Raw genomic sequence first — 24,235 nt, forward strand, 5'->3', positions numbered from 1 at the left:
GATCGCAATCAGAAAGTCAGCCCCGTCTGAATTCCCGGCTGCGGAGACCCGCCAATGATACCAGTTGAAGTCAGGCAGGGCAATTCGCCCGTCATCCTCGGTCTTCCCCACACGGGAACCGAAGTGCCGCCCGAGATATGGGAAAGGCTCAATCCCAATGGCCGCGTGCGGGCTGATACCGACTGGCACATCCACAAGCTCTATGACGGGCTCCTGTCCGATGCGACCACGGTGCGCGCCACCTTCCACCGTTATGTGATCGATGCCAACCGCGACCCTTCGGGCACGAGCCTCTATCCTGGCCAGAACACCACCGGCCTCGTTCCCGAGACCGATTTCGACGGCGAACCGATCTGGCTTGAAGGCCGCGCACCCGACGAGGCCGATATCAAGGCCCGGCTCGCCGCCTTCCATGCCCCCTATCATGCAGCACTTGGCATGGAGATCGAGCGGGTAAAGGCGATTCATGGCGTCGCCATCCTCTATGACTGCCATTCGATCCGCTCGCATATCCCCTTCCTCTTCGAGGGCAAGCTGCCGGATTTCAACATCGGCACTGATAATGGCAAGACCTGCGCGCCCGAGATCGAGGCTGCGGCAAACGATGTCGCCAAGGCAGCCGAAGGATATACCTCCATCCTCAACGGACGCTTCAAGGGCGGCTGGACCACCCGCCATTACGGCACGCCAAAAACGGGCGTCCACGCCATCCAGATGGAACTGGCGCAATCGACCCATCTCGACGCAGAGACGCCGCCCTTCGCCTATGACGAGGCGAAGGCTGAAAAGCTCCGCGTCCATCTGAAAGCCATTCTCCAGCGCATTGAAGCGCTCGCGCCGGCATTAGAGCGGTTCCTGTTTTAATGGAATCGCTAGGCGCCCCCCTCTGTCCTGCCGGACATCTCCCCCGCAAGGGGGGAGATTGGAAGACACAATCCTCACCGTCCATTCTGCAGCGTTTGCGATTGGTGCCGAACATTCCTGAAGGCGTAATCTCCCCCCATGCGGGGGAGATGGCTGGCAAGCCAGAGGGGGGCGCTGTCCCGCCAGCCTTTCCATCTAAAAATAAAATGCTCTTAAAAGGGAAAGCCGCATGACCAACCCACGCCACAACATCCGCGAAATCCGGGCGCCGCGCGGAACCGAGCTCAACGCCAAAACCTGGATGACCGAAGCCCCGTTGCGCATGCTGATGAACAATCTCGACCCCGACGTGGCCGAGAACCCCAACGAGCTGGTGGTCTATGGCGGAATCGGCCGCGCCGCGCGCACCTGGGATGATTTCGACCGCATCGTCGCGACGTTGAAGACGCTCGAGGAAGACGAGACGCTGCTGGTGCAGTCGGGCAAGCCGGTCGGCGTGTTCAAGACCCATGCCAACGCCCCGCGCGTCCTCATTGCCAATTCCAATCTCGTGCCGCATTGGGCGACCTGGGACCATTTCAACGAACTCGATAAAAAGGGTCTCGCCATGTATGGCCAGATGACCGCGGGTTCGTGGATCTATATCGGCACGCAGGGCATCGTCCAGGGCACCTACGAGACCTTCGTCGAGGCCGGTCGCCAGCATTATGGCGGCAGCCTCAAGGGCAAATGGATCCTGACCGGCGGCCTCGGCGGTATGGGCGGGGCGCAGCCGCTCGCCGCCGTCATGGCCGGCGCCTGCTGTCTCGCCGTCGAATGCAACCCGGAATCGATCGATTTCCGCCTGCGCACCCGCTATGTCGACGCCAAGGCCGAAACGCTCGATGAAGCGCTGGAGATGATCGACCGCTGGACGAAGGCGGGAGAGGCAAAGTCCGTCGGCCTTCTCGGCAATGCGGCAGAGGTGCTGCCCGAACTGGTGCGCCGTGGCGTGCGCCCCGACATCGTCACCGACCAGACCTCGGCGCATGACCCGATCAACGGTTACCTGCCCAAGGGATGGACGATGGCGGAATGGCGGGAGAAGCGTGAAACCGATCCGAAGGCGGTCGAGAAGGCCGCCCGCGCGTCGATGCGCGAGCATGTCGAGGCCATGCTCGCCTTCTGGGATCAGGGAATCCCGACGCTCGACTATGGCAACAATATCCGCCAGGTCGCCAAGGATGAGGGGCTGGAAAACGCCTTCGCCTTCCCAGGCTTCGTGCCTGCCTATATCCGCCCGCTCTTCTGCCGCGGCGTCGGCCCTTTCCGTTGGGCAGCCCTTTCCGGCGATCCGGAGGATATCTACAAGACCGACGCCAAGGTGAAGGAGCTATTGCCCGACAACAAGCATCTGCACAACTGGCTCGACATGGCGCGCGAACGCATCGCTTTCCAGGGCCTGCCCGCCCGCATCTGCTGGGTAGGTCTGGGTGACCGCCACAAACTCGGGCTCGCCTTCAACGAAATGGTGGCCAGCGGCGAGCTGAAAGCGCCTGTCGTCATCGGCCGCGACCACCTGGACTCCGGCTCCGTCGCTTCGCCGAACCGCGAGACGGAGGCCATGAAGGACGGTTCCGACGCCGTCTCCGATTGGCCGCTGCTCAACGCGCTGCTCAACACCGCCTCTGGGGCAACCTGGGTCTCCCTGCACCATGGCGGCGGCGTTGGCATGGGCTTCTCCCAGCATTCCGGCATGGTCATCTGCTGCGACGGCACGCAGGATGCGGCTGAACGCATCGGCCGTGTCTTGTGGAACGACCCGGCAACGGGCGTCATGCGCCACGCCGATGCGGGCTACGAAATCGCTATCGACTGCGCCAGGGAAAAAGGCCTGCGCCTTCCCGCCATTCTCGGCAATTGACGACAAATCACGAGGCGATCCGAAAGCAAGTTCAGGAAAAGTGCGAAGCGGTTTTCGGTCCGGACCTTGCGTGAAGAAGGCCCGCCTCGCCCACTGGAAATCAAGAAGGAAAACGGGGAACTGCAATGACAGATCCAGCAATCGTTCAACACGGCCCGCGCGGCACAGCCGCATTGAAGCTCATCATTTACAGCTTCATCGGCATCTTCTTCTTTTTCGTGCCCGTTACCATCGGCGGCAAATCGACAATTCTGCTGGACCACGCGGCAACGGCAATCGCCGCGAATTTCCGGCCTGCGGCGCTCGTCTTCGTGACCGCGCTGATCGCCTATGGCGCGTTTGCGCCGTTTATCCGCGGCACCTGGAATAAAAACACCACAGAAACCGTGTTTTCCCTGCTGCGCGTCCTGGGCCTCGTTCTCACGGGCATGTATCTGGCGGGCGTCGGTCCGGCGGCTATTTTTCAACCGGACATGCTGCCCTTCCTTTTCGACAAGCTGGTTCTGTCCGTCGGCCTGATCGTTCCTATCGGCGGGCTGGCGCTCGCCTTCCTCATCGGTTACGGGCTTCTCGAACTCACCGGCGTCATCGTCCAACCCATCATGCGCCCGATCTGGCGCACCCCCGGCTGGTCGGCCATCGATGCCGTCGCCTCCTTCGTCGGCAGCTATTCGCTGGCCCTCCTCATCACCGACCGGGTCTACAAGGAAGGCAAATATACCGCGCGCGAGGCGGCGATCGTCGCCACCGGCTTTTCCACCGTTTCGGCAACCTTCATGATTATCGTGGCCAAGACGCTCGGCCTGATGGGGGCGTGGAACCTCTACTTCTGGACGACTCTCATCGTCACCTTCACCGTCTCCGCCATCACCGCCCGCCTCTGGCCGCTGAACCGGATGGACCACCCCGCCGACCGTGACCGGCCATTGCCTGAGGGCAAGGGACGTCTCGTGGCAGCGGTAGACGCCGGTATCGAGCAGGCCCAGAAGGCGCCAGGGATATTGTCCCTGCTCGGCGCGACCTTTCTCGACGGCCTGCGCATGGCATCCATGATCCTGCCCAGCATCATGGCGGTCGGCCTTCTCGGGCTGCTCGCGGCCAAATACACGCCGATCTTCGACGTCCTGGGATGGGCGCTCTACCCCTTCACCTGGCTCGCACAACTCGGGGATCCGATGCTCGCCGCCAGGTCGCTGGCTTCCGGACTTGCCGAAATGTTCCTCCCGGCCATTCTGCTTAAGGATGCCGACCCGGTGCTGAAATTCGTGGCGGCGGTGGTTTCTGTCAGCCAGGTGCTGTTCCTTTCGGCCTCGATCCCCTGCGTGCTCGCGACGTCGGTTCCGCTCAAGCTCCGCGACCTGCTCGTCATCTGGTACATCCGCACCGCGCTCAGCATCCTGCTTACCGCCCCGATCGCCTTCTGGGCAGCGTCCAACGGCTGGCTCGGCTGATGGGCATCGTGCTTCTGAAGGCGGAGGACTATCGCCGCATGCCGTGGAAGAATGGCGGCGGGGAGACGACGGAGATCGCGGTTGTCCCGCAAGGAGCGGGCCTCGCCGATTTCGACTGGCGGGTGAGCATGGCCAAGGTGGCGAGTGATGGCCCGTTCTCGCACTTCCCCGGCATCGACCGGACACTGGCCATCCTCGACGGCAACGGCCTCGAGCTGGCATTTGGGAACGCAAACCGTGTCTTTCTGGATGCTGATACCGATCCCCTGCCCTTTCCCGCCGATATCGCGGTCGATGCCCGGCTGAGCAACGGCCTCGTAACAGATCTCAACGTGATGACCCGGCGCGGCGCGGTCGTCCACAGGGTGAGCAGGTTCGAGATCGATGGCACGACTGAACGGCAAGCCGTCGGCTCGCCCACATTGGTTCTCTGCCATAGCGGCACGCTGGCCGTGGAAACAGGCGGCGTCGGCGTGAACCTTTCCGCGCTCGACTGCGCGCAGATCGAAGCATCGCCGGAAACGTCGATACGCCTTTCCGGCAAGGCGCGCTGCTTCGTCATCGACATTGTCTATGAATGACGGCTGAGCCATGATCGTCGAGCGGCGGGAATCCAGGGAGATAACCACCCTAGCCAGCGGCAGCGTGCTCGCCTAAACTTCTCAACGGCTTAGCGTGGGGAAGTTCAGTGAAAAGTTTCTTTCGATCCCTCAAGTTCGCCAGATCGCCCCAGCGGGTCCCGAGACGGCGGCTTTCGATCGATATCTCGCGCGTCGCGGCCTACGCCGTCGGCGACGTGCATGGCTGCTATGACCAGCTCATGACGCTGGAACGCATCATCGTTGAAGACGCCGGCCAGTTGCCCGGCCCGAAATTGATTGTCATGCTCGGCGATTATGTCGATCGCGGTCCGGCTTCGGCCCAGGTTCTCGAACATCTCCTCGCCCCGCCGCCCCAGGATTTCCATCGCTTCTGCCTGATGGGCAATCACGAGATGGCCATGCTCGATTATCTCGACGGGCATCTCCCGCTGGAGCGCTGGCTGCAGATGGGCGCAAGTTCCACCCTGCTCTCCTATGGCATGGATGTGGACCATATGAGGCGGGTCTACCGTTCGCCCCAGGAACTCGACGACAATATCCGATCAGCCATTCCCGAAAGGCACAAGAATTTCCTGCGTTCCCTGCCGATCCTGATCGACGCCGGCCCCTTCCTCTTCGTTCATGCGGGCATCAGGCCAGGCATACGGCTCGACGAGCAAAAGGACGAAGATCTCCTCTTCATCCGCCGTGATTTTTTGGACAACGCCCATTTACTCGATCGATGGGTGATCCATGGCCATACGCCCGTGGAAAAGGCTGAGCCGGATGGGCGGCGGATCAATCTCGATACCGGGGCCTTTTATTCCGGCAAGCTCAGCGCTGCGCGCTTATGGGACAGGAAGGGCCGCATCCTGTCCACGTGAATTCTTTCACGATTTGCTCGAAGCGGGGCCTGTATCGTCGAGATAATAGTTTGAATAGCGGTTCATGAAATATTCCGAGCTTCCATAGGAGCTGTATTTTGCAAGCCGCTTCATGTCGGTCTTGTTGAGGACGACCCCGAGCACCTTCGGCATGATCTGGCCTTCCGACTGCAATATCGATCTGACGAGCGCACGCGGCGTGACGCCCCATTCCGTCACGACAACGAAACCATCCGCGAGCGGCGCGAAGGCCTTTGAATCGACCACCGGCCCGAGAGGCGGGAGATCGACGATAATATACTCAAAGAAGCCGCGCGCCTCCTCCAGGAAATTTTTCATGCCGGCGCAGGAAATCAGTTCGCTGGTATGCGACAGGTGCCGGTGAACCACCGCCGGCAGGATGGCGAGCTTGGTCTTGGCGTCGATCTTGACCGCGCTCTGCCAGGTCAGGTCTCCGACGACCACTTCAACGAGGCCCTTTTGCGGTGCAAGCGACAGCGCCCGGGTCAGACCCGGATTGCGCAGATCGCCATCGATGAGCAGCGTCTTTGCGCCATTGGCGGCCAAAAGCCCTGCAAAATTGGCTGCGACCGTCGATTTGCCCTCGTTCGGCAAGGCGGAAATAATACCGATCACCTTGCTTTCCCTACCCTGCAAAACCACATCGGCTGCGACCTTGGCGTTGCGCAGGGTTTCGGCAAAAGCAGAGGCAGGCGCGTCAATCGCCACGCGCATCATGTTGGTGACACGCGGCGCGGGTCCCTGGTTCTCCGATGAAGAACCACTGGAACCGGCATCGCCCGAACCGGTGACGACCGGGAGATAACCGAGGAACTTGACGCCGAGCGACGCCCGGACCTCCTCGCCGACCCGGAAAAACCGCTCGCTGAATTCTCGCCATGCACCAAGCCCGGCACCGGCGAACATGCCGAGCAGCAGGGATGCCGCGAGGACCATCGTCCGCTTCGGGCTCGACGGATCGGTCGGCTTCGATGCGACCGAGATGATCCGAGCCTTGGCGATCGGGAACGACTGTTGCTGCGAAGCTTCCTGATAGCGCTTGAGATAGGTCTGGTAGAGGTCACTGAGCGCCAGTGACTTCTGCTCCAGTTCCCTGAGCTGGACAAGCGACCGATTTGCCGTGGAGGTCTCGCCGGTCGCCTTTTTCAGGCTCTCCGCAAGCGACGTCTCGCGCGACCGCGCCACCTCGTACTGGTTGCGCAGGCTGGCCGTCATCTGCTTCAGTTCCTGGAATATCTGTCGTCCGACCTCCTGCTGCTCGGTGCGAAGACTCACGGCCTGCGGATGCTCCTCGCCATAAAGGCCGGTGATTTCCTGGATGCGCTTGGAGATCGTGAGATAGCGGGTCCGCAGCGTCGCGATCACCGACGTGTTGGACTGGTCGGAAAGAACGGCGGCGTTGCTGACCGCCGCCTCGGGCCCGCTGTCGATGATGGACTGGTATTGGTTATACTGCGCCAGCGCCCGCGCCGTATCCGCCTGCGCCAGGATGAACTGGCTGTTGAGATCGGAGAGCTGTTGCTCTGACACCAGCGCGCCCTTGGCCGCGGTGAGGCCATTGGCGGCCCTGAAACGCTCGACCGCGAGCGCCGCCTCTTGCGAGCTCTGTTTCAGGTCGACCAGGCGAGCCTGCAGCCATATGGTGGCGCGCTGCGTGGCATCGAAATTCGCATCGAGCTGATCCGCGAGATAAACATCCGCATAGGCACGCGCGATCCGGCCTGCAAGTTCGGCGTCGTTCGACACATAGCTGAGATCGATGACGAAGCTGCGTCCTTGCCGTTCGACATTCACATTGCCCTGGAGAATCGACGCCGCATATCCGCGCCGCACCGCCGGATTGGACATGTCGGCGCCTGTCGCTTCTCCTCCGCCAAACATGCTGATCAGACTGCGCGCGGCGCCTTTGACACGCGAAACCAGCGAACGCGGCGGGTTCATGAATATCTCATTATCGGCCAGTTGCGCACGATCCACCACCTTGGCGGCGAGTTCGGCCGATTTCAGGATCGCAATCTGGCTCAAAATGGTGGCGTCGGTCTGCGCATTGGCGGGCGCGGGCGACGGCTCGTCGGCCATTTTGCCGAGATTGTCGTCAAGCAGGATGCTCGTCGAAGCCGTGTAATAGGAGGTCGAGAAAACCAGACTGAGAATGCCGAGCAGGAGCCCGAGCCCGGCAACAATGGCGACGGTCCTTGCCTGCCGCTTGGCCATGGCAAGCAGATGTTCGATATCGATGAAATTGTCGGCATCCGACTGCCCCTTCGCGTTTACCGCGAGCCTGCCGTTAAACGGAAGATTGCCTTGATGCATGATACCGCCAATTCTTTTATACGCAGTTCAGATAATGAGAGCGCGGCCCGGACCAGATTGAGGGCCGCGCCCGAGTTGCTTATGCCGCTTCGGTTGCCGGCTCGTGTGACAGGATGATATCGCGCAGCGACTCGAATACCTGACCACTGATATCCGCCCGCGCCAGCGCAAAAGCCACATTGGCTTCGATGAAGCCTTCCTTCGATCCGCAATCGAAAGTCCGGCCTTCGAAGGGAAAAGCGAAGAAATCCTGAGCTTCTGAAAGGCGCAGCATGGCATCGGTCAACTGAATCTCGTTACCCGCGCCGCGTTCCTGGTTTTCCAGTATATCAAAAATATCGGGCTGAAGGATATAGCGCCCGTTGATGTAGTAGTTCGACGGGGCAACGGACGGCGCCGGCTTTTCCACCATGCCGGTGATCTCGAAGCCCTTGCCGATATCGCGTCCCTTGGCGACGATACCGTATTTGTTCGTCTCGGACGGATCGCATTGCTCTACCGCAATCAGGTTTCCGCCGGTGCGGTTGTAGAGATCCATCATGCCGGCCAGGCAACCGCGCGCGCCGAATGTCACCATGTCGGGCAAAAGAAGCGCAAAGGGTTCGTCGCCGATGATGTCGCGGGCACACCAGACGGCATGTCCCAGTCCGAGCGGCGATTGCTGGCGCGTAAAGCTCGTGCTCCCGGCTTTCGGCAGAAGGCGTTGCAAAGAGGCAAGCTGCTCCAGCTTGCCGGACTCCGTGAGTGTAGAGATGAGTTCCGGCTGGATATCGAAATAGTCCTCGATTGCCGCCTTGTTGCGGCCGGTGACGAAGACGATATGCTCGATCCCGGCCTCGAAAGCTTCATCGACGGCATATTGGACCACCGGACGATCCACGATCGTCAACATTTCCTTTGGCATGGATTTGGTCGCGGGAAGAAATCGCGTACCTAGCCCGGCAACCGGAATGATGGCTTTCTTGACGTTCTTCATCGAAATTCCCTTTTCGTTCGAGAGCGGAAGAAAATGCGTTTACTGTTCAAGCCCCACCACCTGTTTCACGAGCGAAGTCATCGCTCCTGATTCAATATCCAACTCAACCCGATCTTTGTAGCGTAACCGATGGCATCAGCCGCTTCAGGCGCACCGCGATCGGCATCGACAGATGGCGCAGCGCCACCGGATCGCTGAGCGCGACCTTGATGATCTCCTTGAACGACCGGCGCTTGATATGCCCGACCAGAGAGATGAAGGATCGCGCTTCCTCGAGGCTTCGCGTCCGCCGTGCCTGGGCGGCTCTCGCCTCTGCATCGAGTTCGAATGTCTCGACAAATTTCCGGTCCGCCTCCAGCATGGAGGTGACATGGTGCAATTCGAGGACCCGTGAGATCGACCCGGAACGAAGATGATAGATGTATCCGACCGCAGGCTCGGCCACTAGTCTGGCGCCCTTTGCCAGGGTGGACGCCAGGAAAATATAGTCCTCTCCGATGCGCAACCCTTCGTCGTAGCGCAGATTATGCGCTTCGATGAAAGCGCGCTCGAATATCGGCTTCATATAGCCGAAATTGAAGGTGGATTTGAAAACGCGGTTCGACGCAATGAAGTCTGCAAGCGTGATCTCCCGGATATTAGCCAGGCGCCCGGCAGGAAACATTGTTTCCCCCCTCGTCTCGCCTTCGCCGATCACCTCGATATTATCGACCACGGCTTGCGCACCGGCGTTCTCGGCCCGCGCGATCATCCGGGCCATGCGATCGGGAAGAACCGCATCATCGGCATCGAGCACCGCAATCCAACGTCCCCTGGCGACTGCAAGCGCTGCGTTGCGCGCACCGCCGGGGCCGCTATTCTCGGCCAGCGTCACCACATGAACCTGGGTTGCCGGAAATGTCGCGGCGATTGCCGCGGTGCGATCGGTCGACCGGTCGTTCGCGACGATGATTTCAACGCTGACGCCGCGCTGCGCCAGCGCGCTTTCGATGGCACGGCCGATCGTCTCCTCGGCATTATAGACGGCGATGATGAAGGTGACGTCAGGTTGCACGGGATTTGCCTCCGCTGGCCGGCGCCATGGCTGTTTCGCCATATTGCTGGATTTCCCGTATGCCCATAAGGCCGCTGATCACACCCACATGCATGATGCCGCGCAGGAGCGAACGGTTGCGACGGGTCGCAGATAAAACCGTAACCAGTGCCGCAGCGAAACTATAAAAAGCCTTCGCCGCAGCAAGGACGATCTGCCTCGCAAGACCAAGGCCCGTAACCTTCCGGCATATGAGCCGCCCATGCGTCTGGCCGACGCGGAAGCGCCGCTTGGCCAGCCATGAAAACCGCGCCCGCCCCGCCGGAACAGGCTCATGCACCCACGCTTCCGGCGCATAGGCGATCTTGCCGCCCGCCTCGCGAAGCTCGGAAAAAAATTGCGTATCCTCACCACCGCTGCGCCCCAGCGCCAGGCTGAAGCGCCGCCCGGCGACGCAAGGCGCGGCGCGCCGCAAAAGAACATTGCACGTATAACCGGTGCGGATTTCACCTCCGACCCAGACAGGGAAGGTCGAGTGGAAATCTCCCTGGCTCATCCAACGCGGCGCCTCCTCGCCATAGGATGCTCGCACAGGCCCCAGCACCGCATCGGCATTCCCGTCAAGCGCGGCGGCCAGGAGATAGGCCAGCCAATCCTCGGAAGCCGTTTCGTCATCGTCGATGAAGGCGATGAAATCACCATTGCTCGCATCGAGGCAGGCATTGCGGGCGATCGATATGTTCGAGGCGGGACTATGGATATAGCGCAGTTCGAAGGGCAGCGATGGCGCGAGTTGCGCGACAAGCTCCCTCGCACTTGGTTCGACGTCATTGTCGGCGATGATGATGCGAATGCTGCAATTCTCCGGCACCACCTGACGGGCGAGCGAACGCAAGGTCGCCTCCAGTTCCCTGCGGCGATAGGTGCAGACGCCGATATCGATCCGAAAGCCCGCCCCCCTACTTTCCGTCACTCCGGTGAGGCCGCTCATGACGGCGTGTCCGTGCGTTTGCGGAAACGAAGCAATTGCAGCCAGAAACCCGTGGACCAGGCAAGATGCATGATCATTGCCGAGATCGCGGCAAGCGGGCCATAGGGGTTGCGCTCACCGACCGCCATCCAGACGCCATAGCCGAGGCAGATCGCCACCCACAGGAAAGCAGGAACCGCAGCCGACCAGTGGAGAACGGCAAGGAAGGTCCCCGCCACGACAGGCAAAACCATCAGCGGCAAAGTCTGTCGAAGCTTCGGAACGATCCTGTGCTTCAGGAGGTTCTTTGCCCTGCCTCTGCCATAGCCGACATATTGCCGGAAGAGCTGGGAAGCCGTGGATCTGGGATAATAGATCATCAGCGTTCTGTCGGTCATCCAGATGCGGAAGCCCGCCTTGGCCAGCCGGTAATCGAGCTCGGCATCCTCATTGTGTGTGAAGGTCTCGTCATAGCCGCCGAACTGCCGAAAGGCCGCGATGCGCATCAGCGCGTGATGGCCATGATCGGTCCAATGGCCTTTCGCGCCGTGGCGGTGCTTGGCGCCGCCATTGCCCAGCTTGGAATTCTGCGCCGAAGCCGTGGCCTTCTGGAACGTGCTGAAACCCTGCGTCGCCATGGCGACGACAACGGAATCCGCGCCCTTCGCCTCCGCCTCCTCGATAAGCCGTTCGCAATAATCGTCGGGATATTCCCCATGCGCATCGATGCGGATGAAATAATCGTAGCCATCGCCGTAGGTGGCCACCGCTAGATTGATCGCCGCGCTCTGGATCCGCTTTTCATTGTGCAGGAGAACGATACGGGGATTGCGTCGCATGATGTCTTCGACGATCTGCACCGTGCCGTCAGTGCTGCCGCCATCGGCGACGACGATCTTCATGTCATGTCGTTCGGCGTCGAGACTGAATTGTTCGAGCAGGGCGCCGATATGCCTGGTCTCGTTCAGGCAGGGGATGATGACGAGGCATCGACCGGCAAAACTCGGCTCTGTGGTATCCGGCACGGCTGTTCCCTCTCCTGTTTTCATCTTGGTCCCCATTCGTCCCTGGCTCGCCAATTCAGGCCGCAACCTGAACGACGGCGCCATGGCCCATCGGCGCAAGCTGGCGCAGGCGACCTACCAACGCGCTGCAATCATCTTCGTTGCACACCCACTTTCGGGTGTCCTGCGCGGCAACCCTTGCGCGCGCATGTTCATAACTTTTCCCATCCAGCCGATCGAACAGCGCGGTGAGTTCGCCGACATCGGGCCTGGACAGCACGTAGCCGATGTCGAGCTCCTTCAGGAAAAGCGACGTCTCCGTCCCCTGCATGGCGATGGGCACGCAATGGTAGCGGCAGCCCTCGTAAAGCCGGTTGGGCAGCAGCCAATCCGAATTCTGCCCTGCCTCAAAAAAATCGATGGCCCAGGAGAAATGCACCTCACCATAGATGCGGGGCAAATCCTCCGGGTTGCGGTAAGAACCATGGAACTGCATGAACGGCTCGGCCGCGACAAAACCGTCGAAATCATCGAATTCCGTATAGGCTGGCCGCCCACGCAGGATTATCTCCACCCTGCCCTCCATCCGGCGCGAGAATTGCGACAGGAGTTCAAGGGAACGACGGCAGCGCAAAGCGCCGAACCAGCCGATCTTCCACGGCTCGCCCGCAGCAGGCCCTGCACCAGGTAAAGACGACGGCGCAATCTTCTGTTCCGGACCCCGCCCGAGTTCCAGCACCTTGTTTTCAACCAGTTCGACAGGCATGCCCATCTGGCCGAAGGGCTCGAAATATTGCCTGACAAAGGCAGGCGACGACGTGATGAGGAGCGATGCGTTGCGAGCAAACGCGCGCTCCGCCGAACGTATCGCCCTACCCGCCAAATCCCGCCTGAGAAGAAGGCGGTGCACGTCGAGGCATTCATAGACGATCGAGACATCCTCTGCCCCGCCCGAAAAGATCGCTCGCGCCCGATTGGCCAGCGCCAGCATTTCCAGATTGCGGCCGATGATGACGTCGGGCTTCGCCACATTCTTCAGCGTTGTTCCGAGGGATAACGCCGCCTGGGCTATGGCCGCAAGGCGCTGGGCGAACCGCCCATCGCTGGTCTTGCCGAGATCGATGGGCATCACTCCCGCAACCTCCGCGATGGGATCATGGCTGCGCCTGAAGCCGGCCAGCGTCACAGCCGCACCACCCACCTGCAGCATCACCACACGGCGACGGACGGCAGGGTCGGAAAGATCATGCACCAGGTACAGGACTTGCAGCATGAAATCATTCCCCAGTTGATCTGGAGCACGCCCGGGAAATGCGTAGCGGCTTTCCACCGGACTTGCATAAGTCAAAGGAATAGAGCGGCCCACAATTCCAAAACAGGACACGCTCCGGATAGGTTAATACAGCCTGTGCTGCGCTGCAACATTGGCGTTCAACGCAACACCGACCATTTATCGAGGAAGTTTACCATGTATTGCTCGATGCCCATAAAAGATTTATGTTGCAGCGCAATATTATTTGAGCGAACAAGCAACGGATTCCGGAAACTGGCATGGATCGCCGGGCGCCGTGAACGCGACGCGGGTGAACTGCGCCGCGACGGGTTCCGCCGGGTCGCTGAACTTTCCAAGCCATGATGTCAGCGTGTCGCTGGCCCAAAGGCTGAGATAAATCTTCTGCGCATGCGTCGGCAGCGCCGCCGGGTTTGCAACGGTGTGGACCAACTTGCCATCGATGTAATAGCGCAGCCGGTCCTTTTCCCAGACAAAGGCATAGTCGTTGAATGCCGTATCCGCATTGCCGGGCACCGGCACCAGCTTCTCATTGCCACCCTTGCCGTTGACATAACTGTTCAGCTGGACGGTAGAGGGATCCTTCCCCAGAAATTCGAAATCGATTTCGTCCCAGGGCTGTTTGTGGGTTGGTCCGATATAGGTGAAGAAGCCGGTATTGAACCCGGAGCCCTTCACCGCCTTGATGCGGGCTTCGTAGGTGCCGTAGCCGAAGCGCGCATGGGTTTGGATCTCGGCGCAGGCGTGCTTGCGATCCTTCGTTTCCTTGCGCACAAAGCCCAGGCTGAGTGTTCCGTCGGCCACCTTCACCTGGTCCGCAGCCCAGGTGCAATTCTGGTGGTCGCCATTGGCCCAGCCGTCGGAAATGTACCAGCGCTTCTTGTCAAGGCTGGAGAAGGTTTCAACGAAGGACTTTCCTGTTTCCTGGCCTGCCACCAGACCGGACTCTTGCGCCTGCAAAGGAGAAACCGGCGCCATGCCCAAGGCAAAAAGGGCCAGGACGGTCGGAAACGGACGGATCGAGCTCAAAATCGTCATAGCAGTTCCTTTTTGAAAGACGGAAAATACATCAGCTACGGCTCCCCACCAGCAGCGCGTAAGTGCCGGGGAATGTCCGGCGCGCAATCGTATTCGACAAGAGCAGGAGCACCCCTCCTATCCCCAGTGCGCCGGCATAGAAGATCACATATTCATGGAAATCGATGCGGTTCCACACCATCCAGAGCAGCAGCAGAACCGGGTAATGGGTACAGAAAATCCAGAAGCTCAGCCCCTTCGTTCTCGCCAGCTGCTGCCCGATCTGCGAGCGGATCAGCAAGGCTGACAGGGCCCAGAAACCTGGAATGCCAACCAGGATGAAGACATTGCGGGTTACGTCCAGCCAATAGGGATAGTCCGGGCCATACTGGTAAAGCGCGGCGGCGAGCCCTGCGCTGGTTACGAGAAAAGCTGCGAAAACCGGCGCCGCATAGCTATCCATCTTCTTGATATCCACCTTGTGTATGGCGAAGAACATGCCAAGGGCGAAACTGAGCAGGATCGACTTGCGCAGCACTATATGGATGGAAACGGGCATGACCGTCAGCATCAGGAGAAACGTCAGGGTGGTAAGCGGATAGCGCTTCACCAGCAGCGCCAGGACCGGAGAAAGCAGGATGCAGACGAAGAGGTCGCGCAGAAAATAGAGCGGCAGGTTGATCGGCTCGCCATCCAGCGCGAAAATCAGGTTGAGCAATTCTGAAAGTCGCACATGGATGACATCAGGCAGATAACCCTCCCCGATGCCGCGGCTTTGCGCGACATAAACGAAGAGGAAGAATGCACTGTTCCAGATCAGCAGAGGCAGCACGATGCTTTGCATCTTGCGTCCCAGGGTTCTCGGATAGTTGAATTTTTCAAACCCGTTGCGCAACAGGAGATAGCCCGAAATCGCGCTGAGACATGGCACGCCCACCCTGAACACGCTTTCGGCAAGAAAAACCCGTAGCCAGTCGATGATCCCGTTTTCCCCATGGAACGGCGCCGTTTCCGGTCCGTAGGGTATATGAACCAACACGATGCCGCATATGAGCGTTATCCGGAGCAGATCGATCCGGGCGGATATGTCAGTATCCATCGTCAGGGCGACACCTCTGTTTTGGCTGTGCCCCCCAAAACAGCTCGTCAGACGAATTCAGGATTAGATTTGATGCCAGTACGTTTGTTGTTGCACTGCATCAATTTCATCAATGTTGGGCTCGGGTGTCAACCGGCAAAAAGTTGCCCGGCCGAGGCGGTGTTTTTCCCTTGAAAATCAACCGATCGATTTATTTGCGGTAACGCCAGGATGGATATTGCCATGGGGCAGCGCCCGATTTGCGCCATATTCGCGGGCGGACAGGGCGATTATGTCTCGTCAGGCGGAACCGTCCGACACAGGCTCGGCCGCTACAATGCCATTCTTGTCGGCAAAATCCGCAACTGTTTCATCCACCCCTTTGAGAAAAACAAGCTGCTTTTCCAGAAAGGCGATGCGCTGCGTGAAACTCTCCATCGTCTGCGTGAAATCATCGATCCTTGCCGAGAGTTTTTCGGTTTCTCCCTCGTTTTCCATGTTTTCCAACGAGAATGCCGCATTCATTGCGACTTCATCATAGCGGCGCTGAAAGCCGCCGCGCTCCCGCTCGATTGCCGCGCAGACTTCATCGACCGCCTGCCGGATACCCGCGAAACGCGAGATGTCGGTACGAAGATCCCTATCGGGGCTTCTTGTCCGGAAGCGAAACAGCGCCATTTCCCTTACCCCTCTCAAGATCATACTGCTGGCACCGCCACATAACGCGCGACGCACAGACAATTGCCGAATTGCATTCGTCCCAAGCTTGTTTGTCGCGCCTGCTACTGTCAAGCACCCGCAACGATGAGCTTCATGTCTAAGGTGCAGCGCACAATTTTTTTGGAAATGCCTCATCTTTGTCTGTATTGTATCCTCGATTTCCGCCACATTCGTCCTCGGCTCACCCGATGCCGGTCATCCACGATCCAAGGCAGAGAGGCTTCATGCGTCCGTTTCACTGGGAATCCAACCACGGAAACTTTGGAGATGATCTCAATCTCTGGCTCTGGGATTTCCTGCTTCCCGGATTGCGCGACGGCAATGACGAAATCCTCCTCGTCGGCGTCGGCACTGTTCTCAATTCGACGCTGCTGCCCAGGAACATTCTCAAGCTGGTGATCGGCAGCGGTTACGGCTATGGCACCGTGCCTCAGATTGCCGACCGCAGCGAGTGGGATATTCATGCTGTGCGCGGCCCTAAGACCGCCGCCAAGCTGGGGCTCGACGCGAAACTGGGCATCGTCGATCCGGCCGTCATGGTCACGGACATGCCCGAATTCCAGAACCTGCCGAAAAAGCACAAGGCCATTTTCATCCCGCATTGGGAATCGGCCATTGGCGGCATATGGGACAGTGTATGCAAGACCGTCGGCCTCACCTACGTCGATCCCTGCGGCGAAGCGAAATCCGTGATCCGGGAAATCGCCCAATCCGAACTGGTTGTCGCGGAATCGATGCACGCCGCCATCCTGGCCGATGCCTTCCGCGTTCCCTGGATCGCGGTGAGCACATCCGGCAACATCAACAGTTTCAAGTGGTGCGATTGGGCCGAATCCGTCGGCAGCAGCTACAAGCCGCATCAGGTTCCGGTTTCAACCCGCGCGGAAGCCATTTTCAAGGGCGAGCGGTTCTGGGGCATCAGTTACGAGAACCGCAGCCATCCCGTGACCAACATTTTTGAAACGCGCTACACCCCTGATGGAACCCTGCTCACGGCTGGCGTAAAGCCGCTGGACTTTTCCATCAAGAACATCGCCAAGCAGGTTTTAGCCGCACCTTCCATCCTGGCGCTGTGGCAGGCAAGCAAGGCCGAACCGAACCTCAGTCCCGATGGCCGGGTAAATGAATGCAAGGAGCGCTTCTCGGAAGCGCTTGAGGGCGTGAGACGGAAATATTTTTAGGGGCCCGCGATTCCCCTATTCCGCCGCAGGTCCGCTGAAGAGATAGCGCAGGGCGGCAGGGGTCTCTGATGCATCCGGCTTTGGACCGCGCTGCGGGAAAAGACCGTCCAGCTTGTCGGTGAAAATACCACCCGCCACCGGCGAAAGCGCGGAGGGATTCTTCAGGCAATAGGCCATGGCGGCGGCTATGCCCTGCTGTGACTTGGTATCCAGAAATTGGCGGTGGTGATATTTTCCACGAATATGGCGTTCATGCTGGCGCACCGCCTCCCGCGCCTCGCCGGAAAGCACGCTGCTCTCCAGCAACGCCTTGTCCGCATCGGCGAGTTGTTTGAGGTCGTCGGTTCGATGTCGCCCGCTCAACGAATCCGATCGCACCACAGCGCCATAGCCGCAATTGTTGATGATCTGGAATCGCGCACCGACTGCCAGCGCCCTGGTATAGAGATCATAGTCCTCGCCGAGGCGGAGCTTTTCATTATAGCGCAGGCCGTGGCGGTCGAGAAAATCACGGCGCATGACCGGCTTCAGGAATCCCAGTTCACCGCGCTGCCGGTTGCGGATCGAAATGTTGCGGGCGACGAATGTCGGCAGGTCGAGAAAGCGCGGATCGGCGGGAAAACGCTTGATCGACGCGGCATCGAAGCCGCTCAGCCACTTCTGGTCGATGAAGACGATGTTGTCAGCCGCCAGATCCCACTCCTTGTCGGCCAGGAGACAGGAAAAGCGGCCGGGAAGGAAAAAATCATCCGCATCGAGAATGCTGATCAGCGGCGACGACGATGCGGAGATGGCTTGATTGCGCGCATAGGCCGGCCCCTTGTTGATATCGAAGCGGATGATGCGCAAGCGTTCGCTTCCGTCGTCGGCAACCCGCGCGGCGTGCGTTGTGCCATCACTAGAACCATCGTCGATGACGACGACTTCCGCCACATGAACATCGCCCAGCGCCGACGATATGGCTGCGCCGATAGTCCCCGCCGCGTTCTTCGCGGCGATGATGACGCAAACCCTGTCGTCCGGTCCGTTCGCACTCGTCTTGCGCTTTGCCTTGGCCACCATGGAAACCTTCGTTCGCGTTCGACACCTGAACCCGCAGCGCGCGAGCAGGCTCGGCGCAAGGATACAAGTGTTTCCCTCCTCCGCAAGAGACCTGGCGGAGCGATTTCAAGCCCGGGCCGAATTTCGAGGTAAATTCAGGGAGCTTTGGTCGCGGAGGTGTTGAACGGCTGCGATGGCGTTTGGGAACTTGCCTCGTCGCTCACCAGCGATTTGCGCCTTTCGGCGTTTCGCGACCTCTCGCGCATCACGAGGAATAGAACCGCGCCGAAATACCCTATCTGGATGATCACCGCGCAGATCAGAGTCTCGATCACGGCCGTCCAAAGGGAATTCGACATCATATAGGTCGTGACCGCAAAGGCGATCAACACACCGAGCATGCCCACCAGAAACTTTGGAAATCTCATATCGTTATGCCCCCATTCCCTACCCGAGTTGGGGCCTTCCAAACTGCTGCATCTTCTGCCTCCCTCCACACCCATGTAAACACGCATGTGGAAACCCGCTTTCGTTATATTGGCCCCGCCCCTATCATTGGGAGAAGGCTTTGAAATTGTATTAAAGCTGCGTACCCTATGCAACATATAGTTTTAACCTGGTTTTTGCGTCTCTGTTCCCCGAAGAAAAATAATTATGAACAGCAACCAAGAAAACGCACCCACGGGACCAGCTCATCAACCTTGCCCTGCTTTGCTTTAACGGCAAGGTACAATCAAAAATTGCGAGCCACGCGCAGTAATATTGGCATGGTTTCTTGGTCGAATGCAAACAGGGTATTTAAAGTATTAACGAGGTCAGTTTTGCATAGTCGACAACATGCGCTAAGCTGCGCAGTAGTATTAATATAAAAATCTGAATTCTAATGAATACATAGTATATCTCTGTATAGATTGGTTAATTCTATCACACATCGGAAACATAACTTAATGTAAACTTCATACACACGATATTACCTCGCATTACAATATTTTATCTCAATGATCTCCCGCTATTTGTTGGGTGCAAGTTATTGAAAAATAGTCCCTAAATCATCTTGACGCCCCATTTGTTACTCGACGGATTCACAAAAATGCCCAATTATACAATCATTACATGCCCTGCAAATGTGTGAGCATGTTGCGAACAACAGCCTGTTGCATTGCACAAAATTCATGTTATCGTTCGCGTGACCATTCGTATCCTTTCATGGAGCAGCATAATGAAGCCTGCAACGAAGTTGGCCAGTTTTCCCTTTTTTCGACCGTCGGAAAAAACGGAAAAACTCCCTGTTGGCGGAGTCCTGAAGCGAACTTTCGATGTGATCGGCGCGACTGCCGGTCTCATTCTTCTCAGCCCGCTTTTTCTTTTGGTGGCGCTCCTGGTTAAATTTTCCGACGGTGGATCTGTGTTTTACGGTCACCGACGGATCGGTCGGGATGGAAATCCGTTCTTCTGCATGAAGTTTCGCACGATGGTGCGAGACGGCGATGCTGTACTGCTCGCCCATTTCGCCGCAAATCCTGAAGCGCGCGCGGAATGGCAAGCCACCCGCAAGCTGCAGAAGGACCCACGGGTCACCAATGTTGGCGCGGTCCTGCGCAAGCTGAGCCTCGACGAGTTGCCGCAGCTTGTGAATGTGCTGCGCGGCGAAATGAGCCTCGTTGGACCCCGTCCTGTCGTTAAGGACGAGATCGACCTCTATGGCACAGCCGCTGTGTATTATTTCAAGTCGCGGCCCGGCCTGACCGGCGTATGGCAGATCAGTGGCCGCAACGACGTTTCCTATGACGATCGCATCGCTTTCGACAGGCATTATGTTGAGAATTGGTCCTTTCAGAAGGACATCTTGATCATTCTCAAGACCATTCCTGCCGTTTGCGCATCGCGCGGATCTTATTGAGCAGCATCAGAATGGCAGACGCATAGCGGGGGCACGCTATGAAGCGGCAGGTTCCGATCAGGAAGCTGCCGCTCATGCAAGTCAGGAATGGGACCACAATCTCTCATTCGGGCTTGCATGAAACAGATGATGAGAGCGGTTCTCCGTTTCGACTGAAACAGGAGCCGCTCCTGAATTTGTAGCGTCAGGGTCTGGCCAGACTTACAGGAGACCATTTGTTGAAAATTGCCCCTTTCGCCCATACCGGCCCCCGTGCCCGGTCTCGTGCCCTTCCCCTAGTGTCGAGCGACCGCTTCCAAGCCATGGCATGGTTGTCGGGCTCCCTTCTTCTCCTGTTCGCTTTGCTGTTGGCAACGTTTCCAGCCAGCGCGGCGGAATACAGGCTGGGCGCCATGGACAAGCTGTCCATCCGCGTCGTCGAATGGCAGACGGCGGAAGGAACATTCCGGGAATGGCCGACGATTACCGGCAATTATACCGTTGGGCCGTCTGGCTCCCTCTCTCTCCCCTTTACGGGTGAGTTGCAGGCCGGCGGAAAAACCACGTCCGAGATAGCCAGCGAAATCGCCAAGACACTCCAGCAGAAGTTCGGCCTTCGCGATCGTCCCGAAGCATCGGTGGAAATCGCCGAATTCCGTCCGATTTTCGTTTCGGGCGACGTGGAGACGCCTGGAAAATATCCTTACGATCCTGAACTGACAGTTTTGAAAGCTGTAAGCCTTGCCGGTGGAATGCGCCGTGCGGAATCGGGCCAGCGCTTTGAGCGGGATTTCCTCAATGCGCGGGGCAATTACGATGTGCTGGTCGCCGAGCGTAACAGGCTTTTGGCCAAGCGTGCCCGGCTGGAGGCGGAACTAGCCAATGCATCGACGATCAAGGTTCCGAAGGAGTTGGCTGACAATCCCAACGCACAGAAGCTGATAGACGATGAGGCGGCAATCATGCTGTCCAGGAAGGACGCGCTGACGCTTCAGCTCAATGCGCTGGACGAGCTCAAGACGCTCTATCAGAACGAGATCGTGTCGCTGGAAAAGAAGACTGTCGTCCAGAACCGGCAAAAGGATCTGATGACCAAGGAACTGGCCAGCATCGGCGGCCTCGCCGACCGGGGGCTCGTCGTCAATTCGCGCGTCATGTCGCTCGAGACATCGGTCGCCGACATGCAGAGCAAGCTTCTCGACCTGGATACCCTTTCCCTGCGCGCCAAGCAGGAGATCAACAAGGCGACCCGCGATGCGACCGATCTGGAAAATACCCGCAAAGCCGAACTGGCGAACGAGATGCAGGCTACCCAGGCTGCGTTTGACGAGACCGAACTCAAGCTTTCAATGTACAAGAACCTGATGACGGAAGCGCTCGTCAATGCACCGGCCGCGGGTGCCCTTGCCGCGAGCAGCGAAAGCGAGGGCCCGACATTGGTCTACAGCATCGTCAGGAACAGCGGAAATGGTGAAACGAAGGAGCTTCAAGCAGAAGAGAACACGCCGCTCTTGCCTGGAGATCTGGTGAAGGCCGTGATCTCCAACGCGCGTTCATGACAGTGGACGCCTTCTGCAGCATCCGCTCCGAAGGCTTCCCACCGGATCGGCCGCGATGACGATGAGAATTGCCAAATCCACACTGGTTCAGCCCGGCGAGAATGCCTGGTACGGCACCCTTGCGGTCGCGCTTTCCGTCTTCATTTTTGCCTATTCAGCCCGCTTTGGCCAGATTTCGGTCCTCATGTTTTATGCCCTTTGGCTGCCGCTTGTACTGGTGGATTATCGGCATGTGATCGGCAATTACACCAGGTTTTCATGGATATTGGCCTTCGGGCTTTTCGCCTGCCTTTCCTTCACCTGGTCGGCGGCGCCCTCGGTCAGCCTGCGCGCCGGCATTCAATATATGACCACCATCATTTGCGCGCTGATCGCATCGCGTATCATCGATTCCAGGACACTCACGAGCGGTGTCAGCCTGGGCGTTGGATTGGTCCTGCTCTATTCGCTGACCTTCGGCCATTATCATTATGATCCGCTGGATGGCTCCTACAGCTTCGTCGGCGCTTTCTCCTCCAAGAACCAGCTCGGCTTCTTCGCGTCACTCGGCCTCTATTTCGTCTTCGCCAGCTTCTTCGTGCTGCGCACCAGTCTCATGTGGCGCTGCGTCGCCGTTCCGCTGGGCGGCTTGTCGGCTTATTGCCTGTTGGCTTCGAGCTCAGCCACATCGATTCTCGCGACGGCCGCCACCATCATGATCACCGCGGCTGTGGGTGTCGTCCTGAAATTCTCGCCGCGCAACCGCCGCTCTTTCTTCATCGTCGGGCTCGTTATCGCCGTGGCGGTCGCGATTGTCGCGATCAATGCAGGCGCCGTGAATCTGATCCTTGGCGCATTCGGCAAGGATACCACGCTCACGGGGCGCACCTATCTATGGGATCAAGGTTTGCGGGCCGCCCAGGAATCGCCTCTCATCGGCGTCGGATACCAAGCCTATTGGGTGCAGGGATTCTCGGAAGCCGAGCGTCTATGGGACGAGTTCTATATAGCCGCTCGCAGTGGCTTTCATTTCCACAACACCTATATCGAGGTGCTCGTCGAACTGGGCTATGTCGGGCTCATCCTTTTGAGCCTCGTTATGATGCGCGTCCTGCTCGGCTCCCTCAGGCGGCTATTGACCGAAAGCTATACGCCCCAGGCGCATCTGATGTTCGGCATCGCCATATTGTTGCTGATCCGCTCCTTCTTCGAAATCGACTTCATGACGCCCTACACGATCGGCGCGTTCCTGCTTTATTATTCAGCCGGAATTCTCGCCATACCGCAGCGTAGCGCATCAAGGGTGATGGAGCCGCCGCAACAGCCTGCGATGAGAGCAAGCCCCGGATGAGCGGAAACAGCTTTGGCGCTGCGCCATCCATCGTTCGCTGCAATGCAATACATCTGTTGCAGGTCTTGGAAGCCGATCATAAGCTTTCGACAGTGATCGGGCACCATATCGTACGAGGGCGGACGGGATGAATCAGCTACGATCGATACAGGTTTTGCGTGCCATTGCGGCGCTTGCCGTCGTGTTCTTTCACCTTTCCCCCTCCTCGTGGACTCTCGGGGCAGCAGGCGTCGATCTTTTCTTTGTCATCTCTGGCTTCATCATGGGCACGGTCGGGCTCCGCGATAGCCCCGGCTCCTTTATGTCCAAGCGCATCGTCCGCATCGTGCCGCTCTACTGGGCCGTGACCTTTGCCATGTGCGCCGTCTCGCTGGTGCCCGGGCTTTTTTCCAACTTTACCTTCGACATGCCCCGGCTTTTCACCTCGCTCTTCTTCATTCCGTTCGAAGACCCGCAGGGCAAGATCTGGCCGCTGATCGTCGTAGGCTGGACGCTGAACTACGAGATGTTCTTCTACGTTCTGTTCGCGCTCGGGCTCTGGCTGCGCCGCCCGATCGTCGCGCCCGTGGTGGCCATCTCCGGGCTGGTGGCAGCCGGATGGATTTTCCAGCCCGAGCAGACCATTCCGCATTTCTACACCAACGCGCTGCTGCTTGAATTCGCCTTCGGCCTCCTGCTTTCACGCGCCGTCTTCTTCAAGAATGCGGCGCTGGGGTCGGCGCTGGCGGTTGCGGGCTTCATAGGCATCTTGTCATTGGGACTTGGCAGCGACACGCCGGATTGGCGGATCATCTATTGGGGATTGCCCGCCGTCGCGATCGTCGCGGGCTTCGTGGCGATCGAGCGTGCCGGCATGTTCCCCGGCCAGGCGCTACTACGCCCTCTGGAAAGGCTGGGCGATGCCTCCTATTCGCTTTATCTGACCCACGGCATTGTGCTCGGCATCATCAGCAAGTTCGTTGGGCATGGGAGTGTATCCTCGATCCTTATCGCCCTTACCGCCTGCATCGCAGTGGCGATGCTGTCATACTATCTCTTCGAGCGCCCCATCGGGCAGATCCTGCGCGGCCTTATCACCCGCCCGACACGGCCAAAAGTCGCCGCATGACCCCGAAAAATTGCGGGATTTCGGGCAAGAT

General features: G+C 58.9%; 21 protein-coding genes. 10 read left to right on the plus strand and 11 right to left on the minus strand.

Going from position 1 to position 24,235, the window contains the following annotated elements; genetic code table 11:
- Positions 1 to 54 precede the first annotated feature (54 nt).
- The 5 genes from hutG to DUT91_RS02355 all read left to right on the plus strand — a co-directional run bounded on the left by hutG (position 55) and on the right by DUT91_RS02355 (position 5,683).
- Complete coding sequence (gene hutG, locus DUT91_RS02330) at positions 55 to 864, plus strand: N-formylglutamate deformylase (protein ID WP_114438730.1); 810 nt, start codon at positions 55 to 57, stop codon at positions 862 to 864.
- Positions 865 to 1,093: 229 nt separating this feature from the next.
- Positions 1,094 to 2,767, plus strand: coding sequence for a urocanate hydratase (hutU, locus tag DUT91_RS02340; RefSeq protein ID WP_114438732.1), 1,674 nt, complete (start codon positions 1,094 to 1,096; stop codon positions 2,765 to 2,767).
- Positions 2,768 to 2,892: 125 nt separating this feature from the next.
- Positions 2,893 to 4,218 carry a YjiH family protein gene (locus DUT91_RS02345; RefSeq protein WP_114438733.1) on the plus strand — a complete coding sequence of 442 codons (1,326 nt, stop codon included), beginning with the start codon at positions 2,893 to 2,895 and terminating at the stop codon, positions 4,216 to 4,218.
- Positions 4,218 to 4,799, plus strand: a complete 582-nt coding sequence (locus DUT91_RS02350; RefSeq protein ID WP_425373732.1) for a HutD/Ves family protein — start codon at positions 4,218 to 4,220, stop codon at positions 4,797 to 4,799. Before DUT91_RS02345 ends, DUT91_RS02350 begins: the two co-directional genes overlap by 1 nt.
- A 107-nt stretch (positions 4,800 to 4,906) precedes the next feature.
- Complete coding sequence (locus DUT91_RS02355; RefSeq protein WP_114438734.1) at positions 4,907 to 5,683, plus strand: metallophosphoesterase family protein; 777 nt, start codon at positions 4,907 to 4,909, stop codon at positions 5,681 to 5,683.
- Positions 5,684 to 5,689: 6 nt separating this feature from the next.
- On the opposite strand, the gene DUT91_RS02360 is transcribed toward DUT91_RS02355, so the two are convergent.
- The 9 genes from DUT91_RS02360 to DUT91_RS25460 all read right to left on the minus strand — a co-directional run bounded on the left by DUT91_RS02360 (position 5,690) and on the right by DUT91_RS25460 (position 16,274).
- Complete coding sequence (locus tag DUT91_RS02360; RefSeq protein WP_114438735.1) at positions 5,690 to 8,017, minus strand: polysaccharide biosynthesis tyrosine autokinase; 2,328 nt, start codon at positions 8,015 to 8,017, stop codon at positions 5,690 to 5,692.
- Positions 8,018 to 8,096: 79 nt separating this feature from the next.
- Complete coding sequence (galU, locus tag DUT91_RS02365) at positions 8,097 to 8,993, minus strand: UTP--glucose-1-phosphate uridylyltransferase GalU (protein WP_114438736.1); 897 nt, start codon at positions 8,991 to 8,993, stop codon at positions 8,097 to 8,099.
- Positions 8,994 to 9,096: 103 nt separating this feature from the next.
- Positions 9,097 to 10,047, minus strand: a complete 951-nt coding sequence (locus tag DUT91_RS02370; protein ID WP_114439009.1) for a glycosyltransferase family 2 protein — start codon at positions 10,045 to 10,047, stop codon at positions 9,097 to 9,099.
- On the minus strand, positions 10,037 to 11,017 hold the full coding sequence (locus DUT91_RS02375; RefSeq protein ID WP_114438737.1) for a glycosyltransferase family 2 protein: 981 nt from the start codon (positions 11,015 to 11,017) through the stop codon (positions 10,037 to 10,039). Before DUT91_RS02375 ends, DUT91_RS02370 begins: the two co-directional genes overlap by 11 nt.
- Complete coding sequence (locus DUT91_RS02380) at positions 11,014 to 12,045, minus strand: glycosyltransferase family 2 protein (RefSeq protein WP_200834875.1); 1,032 nt, start codon at positions 12,043 to 12,045, stop codon at positions 11,014 to 11,016. Before DUT91_RS02380 ends, DUT91_RS02375 begins: the two co-directional genes overlap by 4 nt.
- 31 nt (positions 12,046 to 12,076) lie before the next feature.
- A complete protein-coding gene (locus DUT91_RS02385; protein ID WP_114438739.1) occupies positions 12,077 to 13,273 on the minus strand; it encodes a glycosyltransferase family protein in 1,197 nt (398 codons plus the stop codon).
- A gap of 240 nt (positions 13,274 to 13,513) precedes the next feature.
- Positions 13,514 to 14,269, minus strand: a complete 756-nt coding sequence (gene exoK / locus DUT91_RS02390) for an endo-1,3-1,4-beta-glycanase ExoK (RefSeq protein ID WP_147272153.1) — start codon at positions 14,267 to 14,269, stop codon at positions 13,514 to 13,516.
- A 91-nt stretch (positions 14,270 to 14,360) separates the two neighbouring features.
- Positions 14,361 to 15,407, minus strand: a complete 1,047-nt coding sequence (locus DUT91_RS02395; protein ID WP_114438741.1) for an acyltransferase family protein — start codon at positions 15,405 to 15,407, stop codon at positions 14,361 to 14,363.
- A gap of 279 nt (positions 15,408 to 15,686) precedes the next feature.
- Positions 15,687 to 16,274 (minus strand): hypothetical protein, encoded by a 588-nt coding sequence (locus DUT91_RS25460; RefSeq protein WP_147272140.1) that lies wholly within the window; start codon positions 16,272 to 16,274, stop codon positions 15,687 to 15,689.
- 56 nt (positions 16,275 to 16,330) lie between these two features.
- Between DUT91_RS25460 and DUT91_RS02405 the strand changes: the two genes are divergently transcribed.
- Positions 16,331 to 17,287, plus strand: coding sequence for a polysaccharide pyruvyl transferase family protein (locus DUT91_RS02405; RefSeq protein ID WP_114438743.1), 957 nt, complete (start codon positions 16,331 to 16,333; stop codon positions 17,285 to 17,287).
- A 15-nt stretch (positions 17,288 to 17,302) separates the two neighbouring features.
- Here the strand turns inward: DUT91_RS02405 and DUT91_RS02410 are convergent, their stop codons facing one another.
- Together DUT91_RS02410 and DUT91_RS02415 are read right to left on the minus strand one after the other, a co-directional pair.
- Positions 17,303 to 18,349, minus strand: a complete 1,047-nt coding sequence (locus tag DUT91_RS02410) for a glycosyltransferase family 2 protein (protein ID WP_114438744.1) — start codon at positions 18,347 to 18,349, stop codon at positions 17,303 to 17,305.
- A gap of 134 nt (positions 18,350 to 18,483) precedes the next feature.
- On the minus strand, positions 18,484 to 18,756 hold the full coding sequence (locus DUT91_RS02415) for an exopolysaccharide production repressor protein (RefSeq protein WP_114438745.1): 273 nt from the start codon (positions 18,754 to 18,756) through the stop codon (positions 18,484 to 18,486).
- Positions 18,757 to 19,547: 791 nt separating this feature from the next.
- Between DUT91_RS02415 and DUT91_RS02420 the strand changes: the two genes are divergently transcribed.
- The 4 genes from DUT91_RS02420 to DUT91_RS02435 all read left to right on the plus strand — a co-directional run bounded on the left by DUT91_RS02420 (position 19,548) and on the right by DUT91_RS02435 (position 24,204).
- Positions 19,548 to 20,228: a sugar transferase gene (locus DUT91_RS02420; protein WP_114438746.1), complete on the plus strand. Its 681-nt coding sequence runs from the start codon at positions 19,548 to 19,550 to the stop codon at positions 20,226 to 20,228.
- A gap of 302 nt (positions 20,229 to 20,530) precedes the next feature.
- On the plus strand, positions 20,531 to 21,766 hold the full coding sequence (locus DUT91_RS02425) for a polysaccharide biosynthesis/export family protein (RefSeq protein WP_114438747.1): 1,236 nt from the start codon (positions 20,531 to 20,533) through the stop codon (positions 21,764 to 21,766).
- A gap of 61 nt (positions 21,767 to 21,827) precedes the next feature.
- Positions 21,828 to 23,096, plus strand: coding sequence for an O-antigen ligase family protein (locus tag DUT91_RS02430; RefSeq protein WP_114439010.1), 1,269 nt, complete (start codon positions 21,828 to 21,830; stop codon positions 23,094 to 23,096).
- 127 nt (positions 23,097 to 23,223) lie between these two features.
- Complete coding sequence (locus DUT91_RS02435; protein WP_114438748.1) at positions 23,224 to 24,204, plus strand: acyltransferase family protein; 981 nt, start codon at positions 23,224 to 23,226, stop codon at positions 24,202 to 24,204.
- Positions 24,205 to 24,235: the final 31 nt, after the last annotated feature.

The organism is Paramesorhizobium salinisoli, from assembly GCF_003335045.1.
Classification (GTDB): Bacteria; Pseudomonadota; Alphaproteobacteria; order Rhizobiales; family Rhizobiaceae; genus Paramesorhizobium; species Paramesorhizobium salinisoli.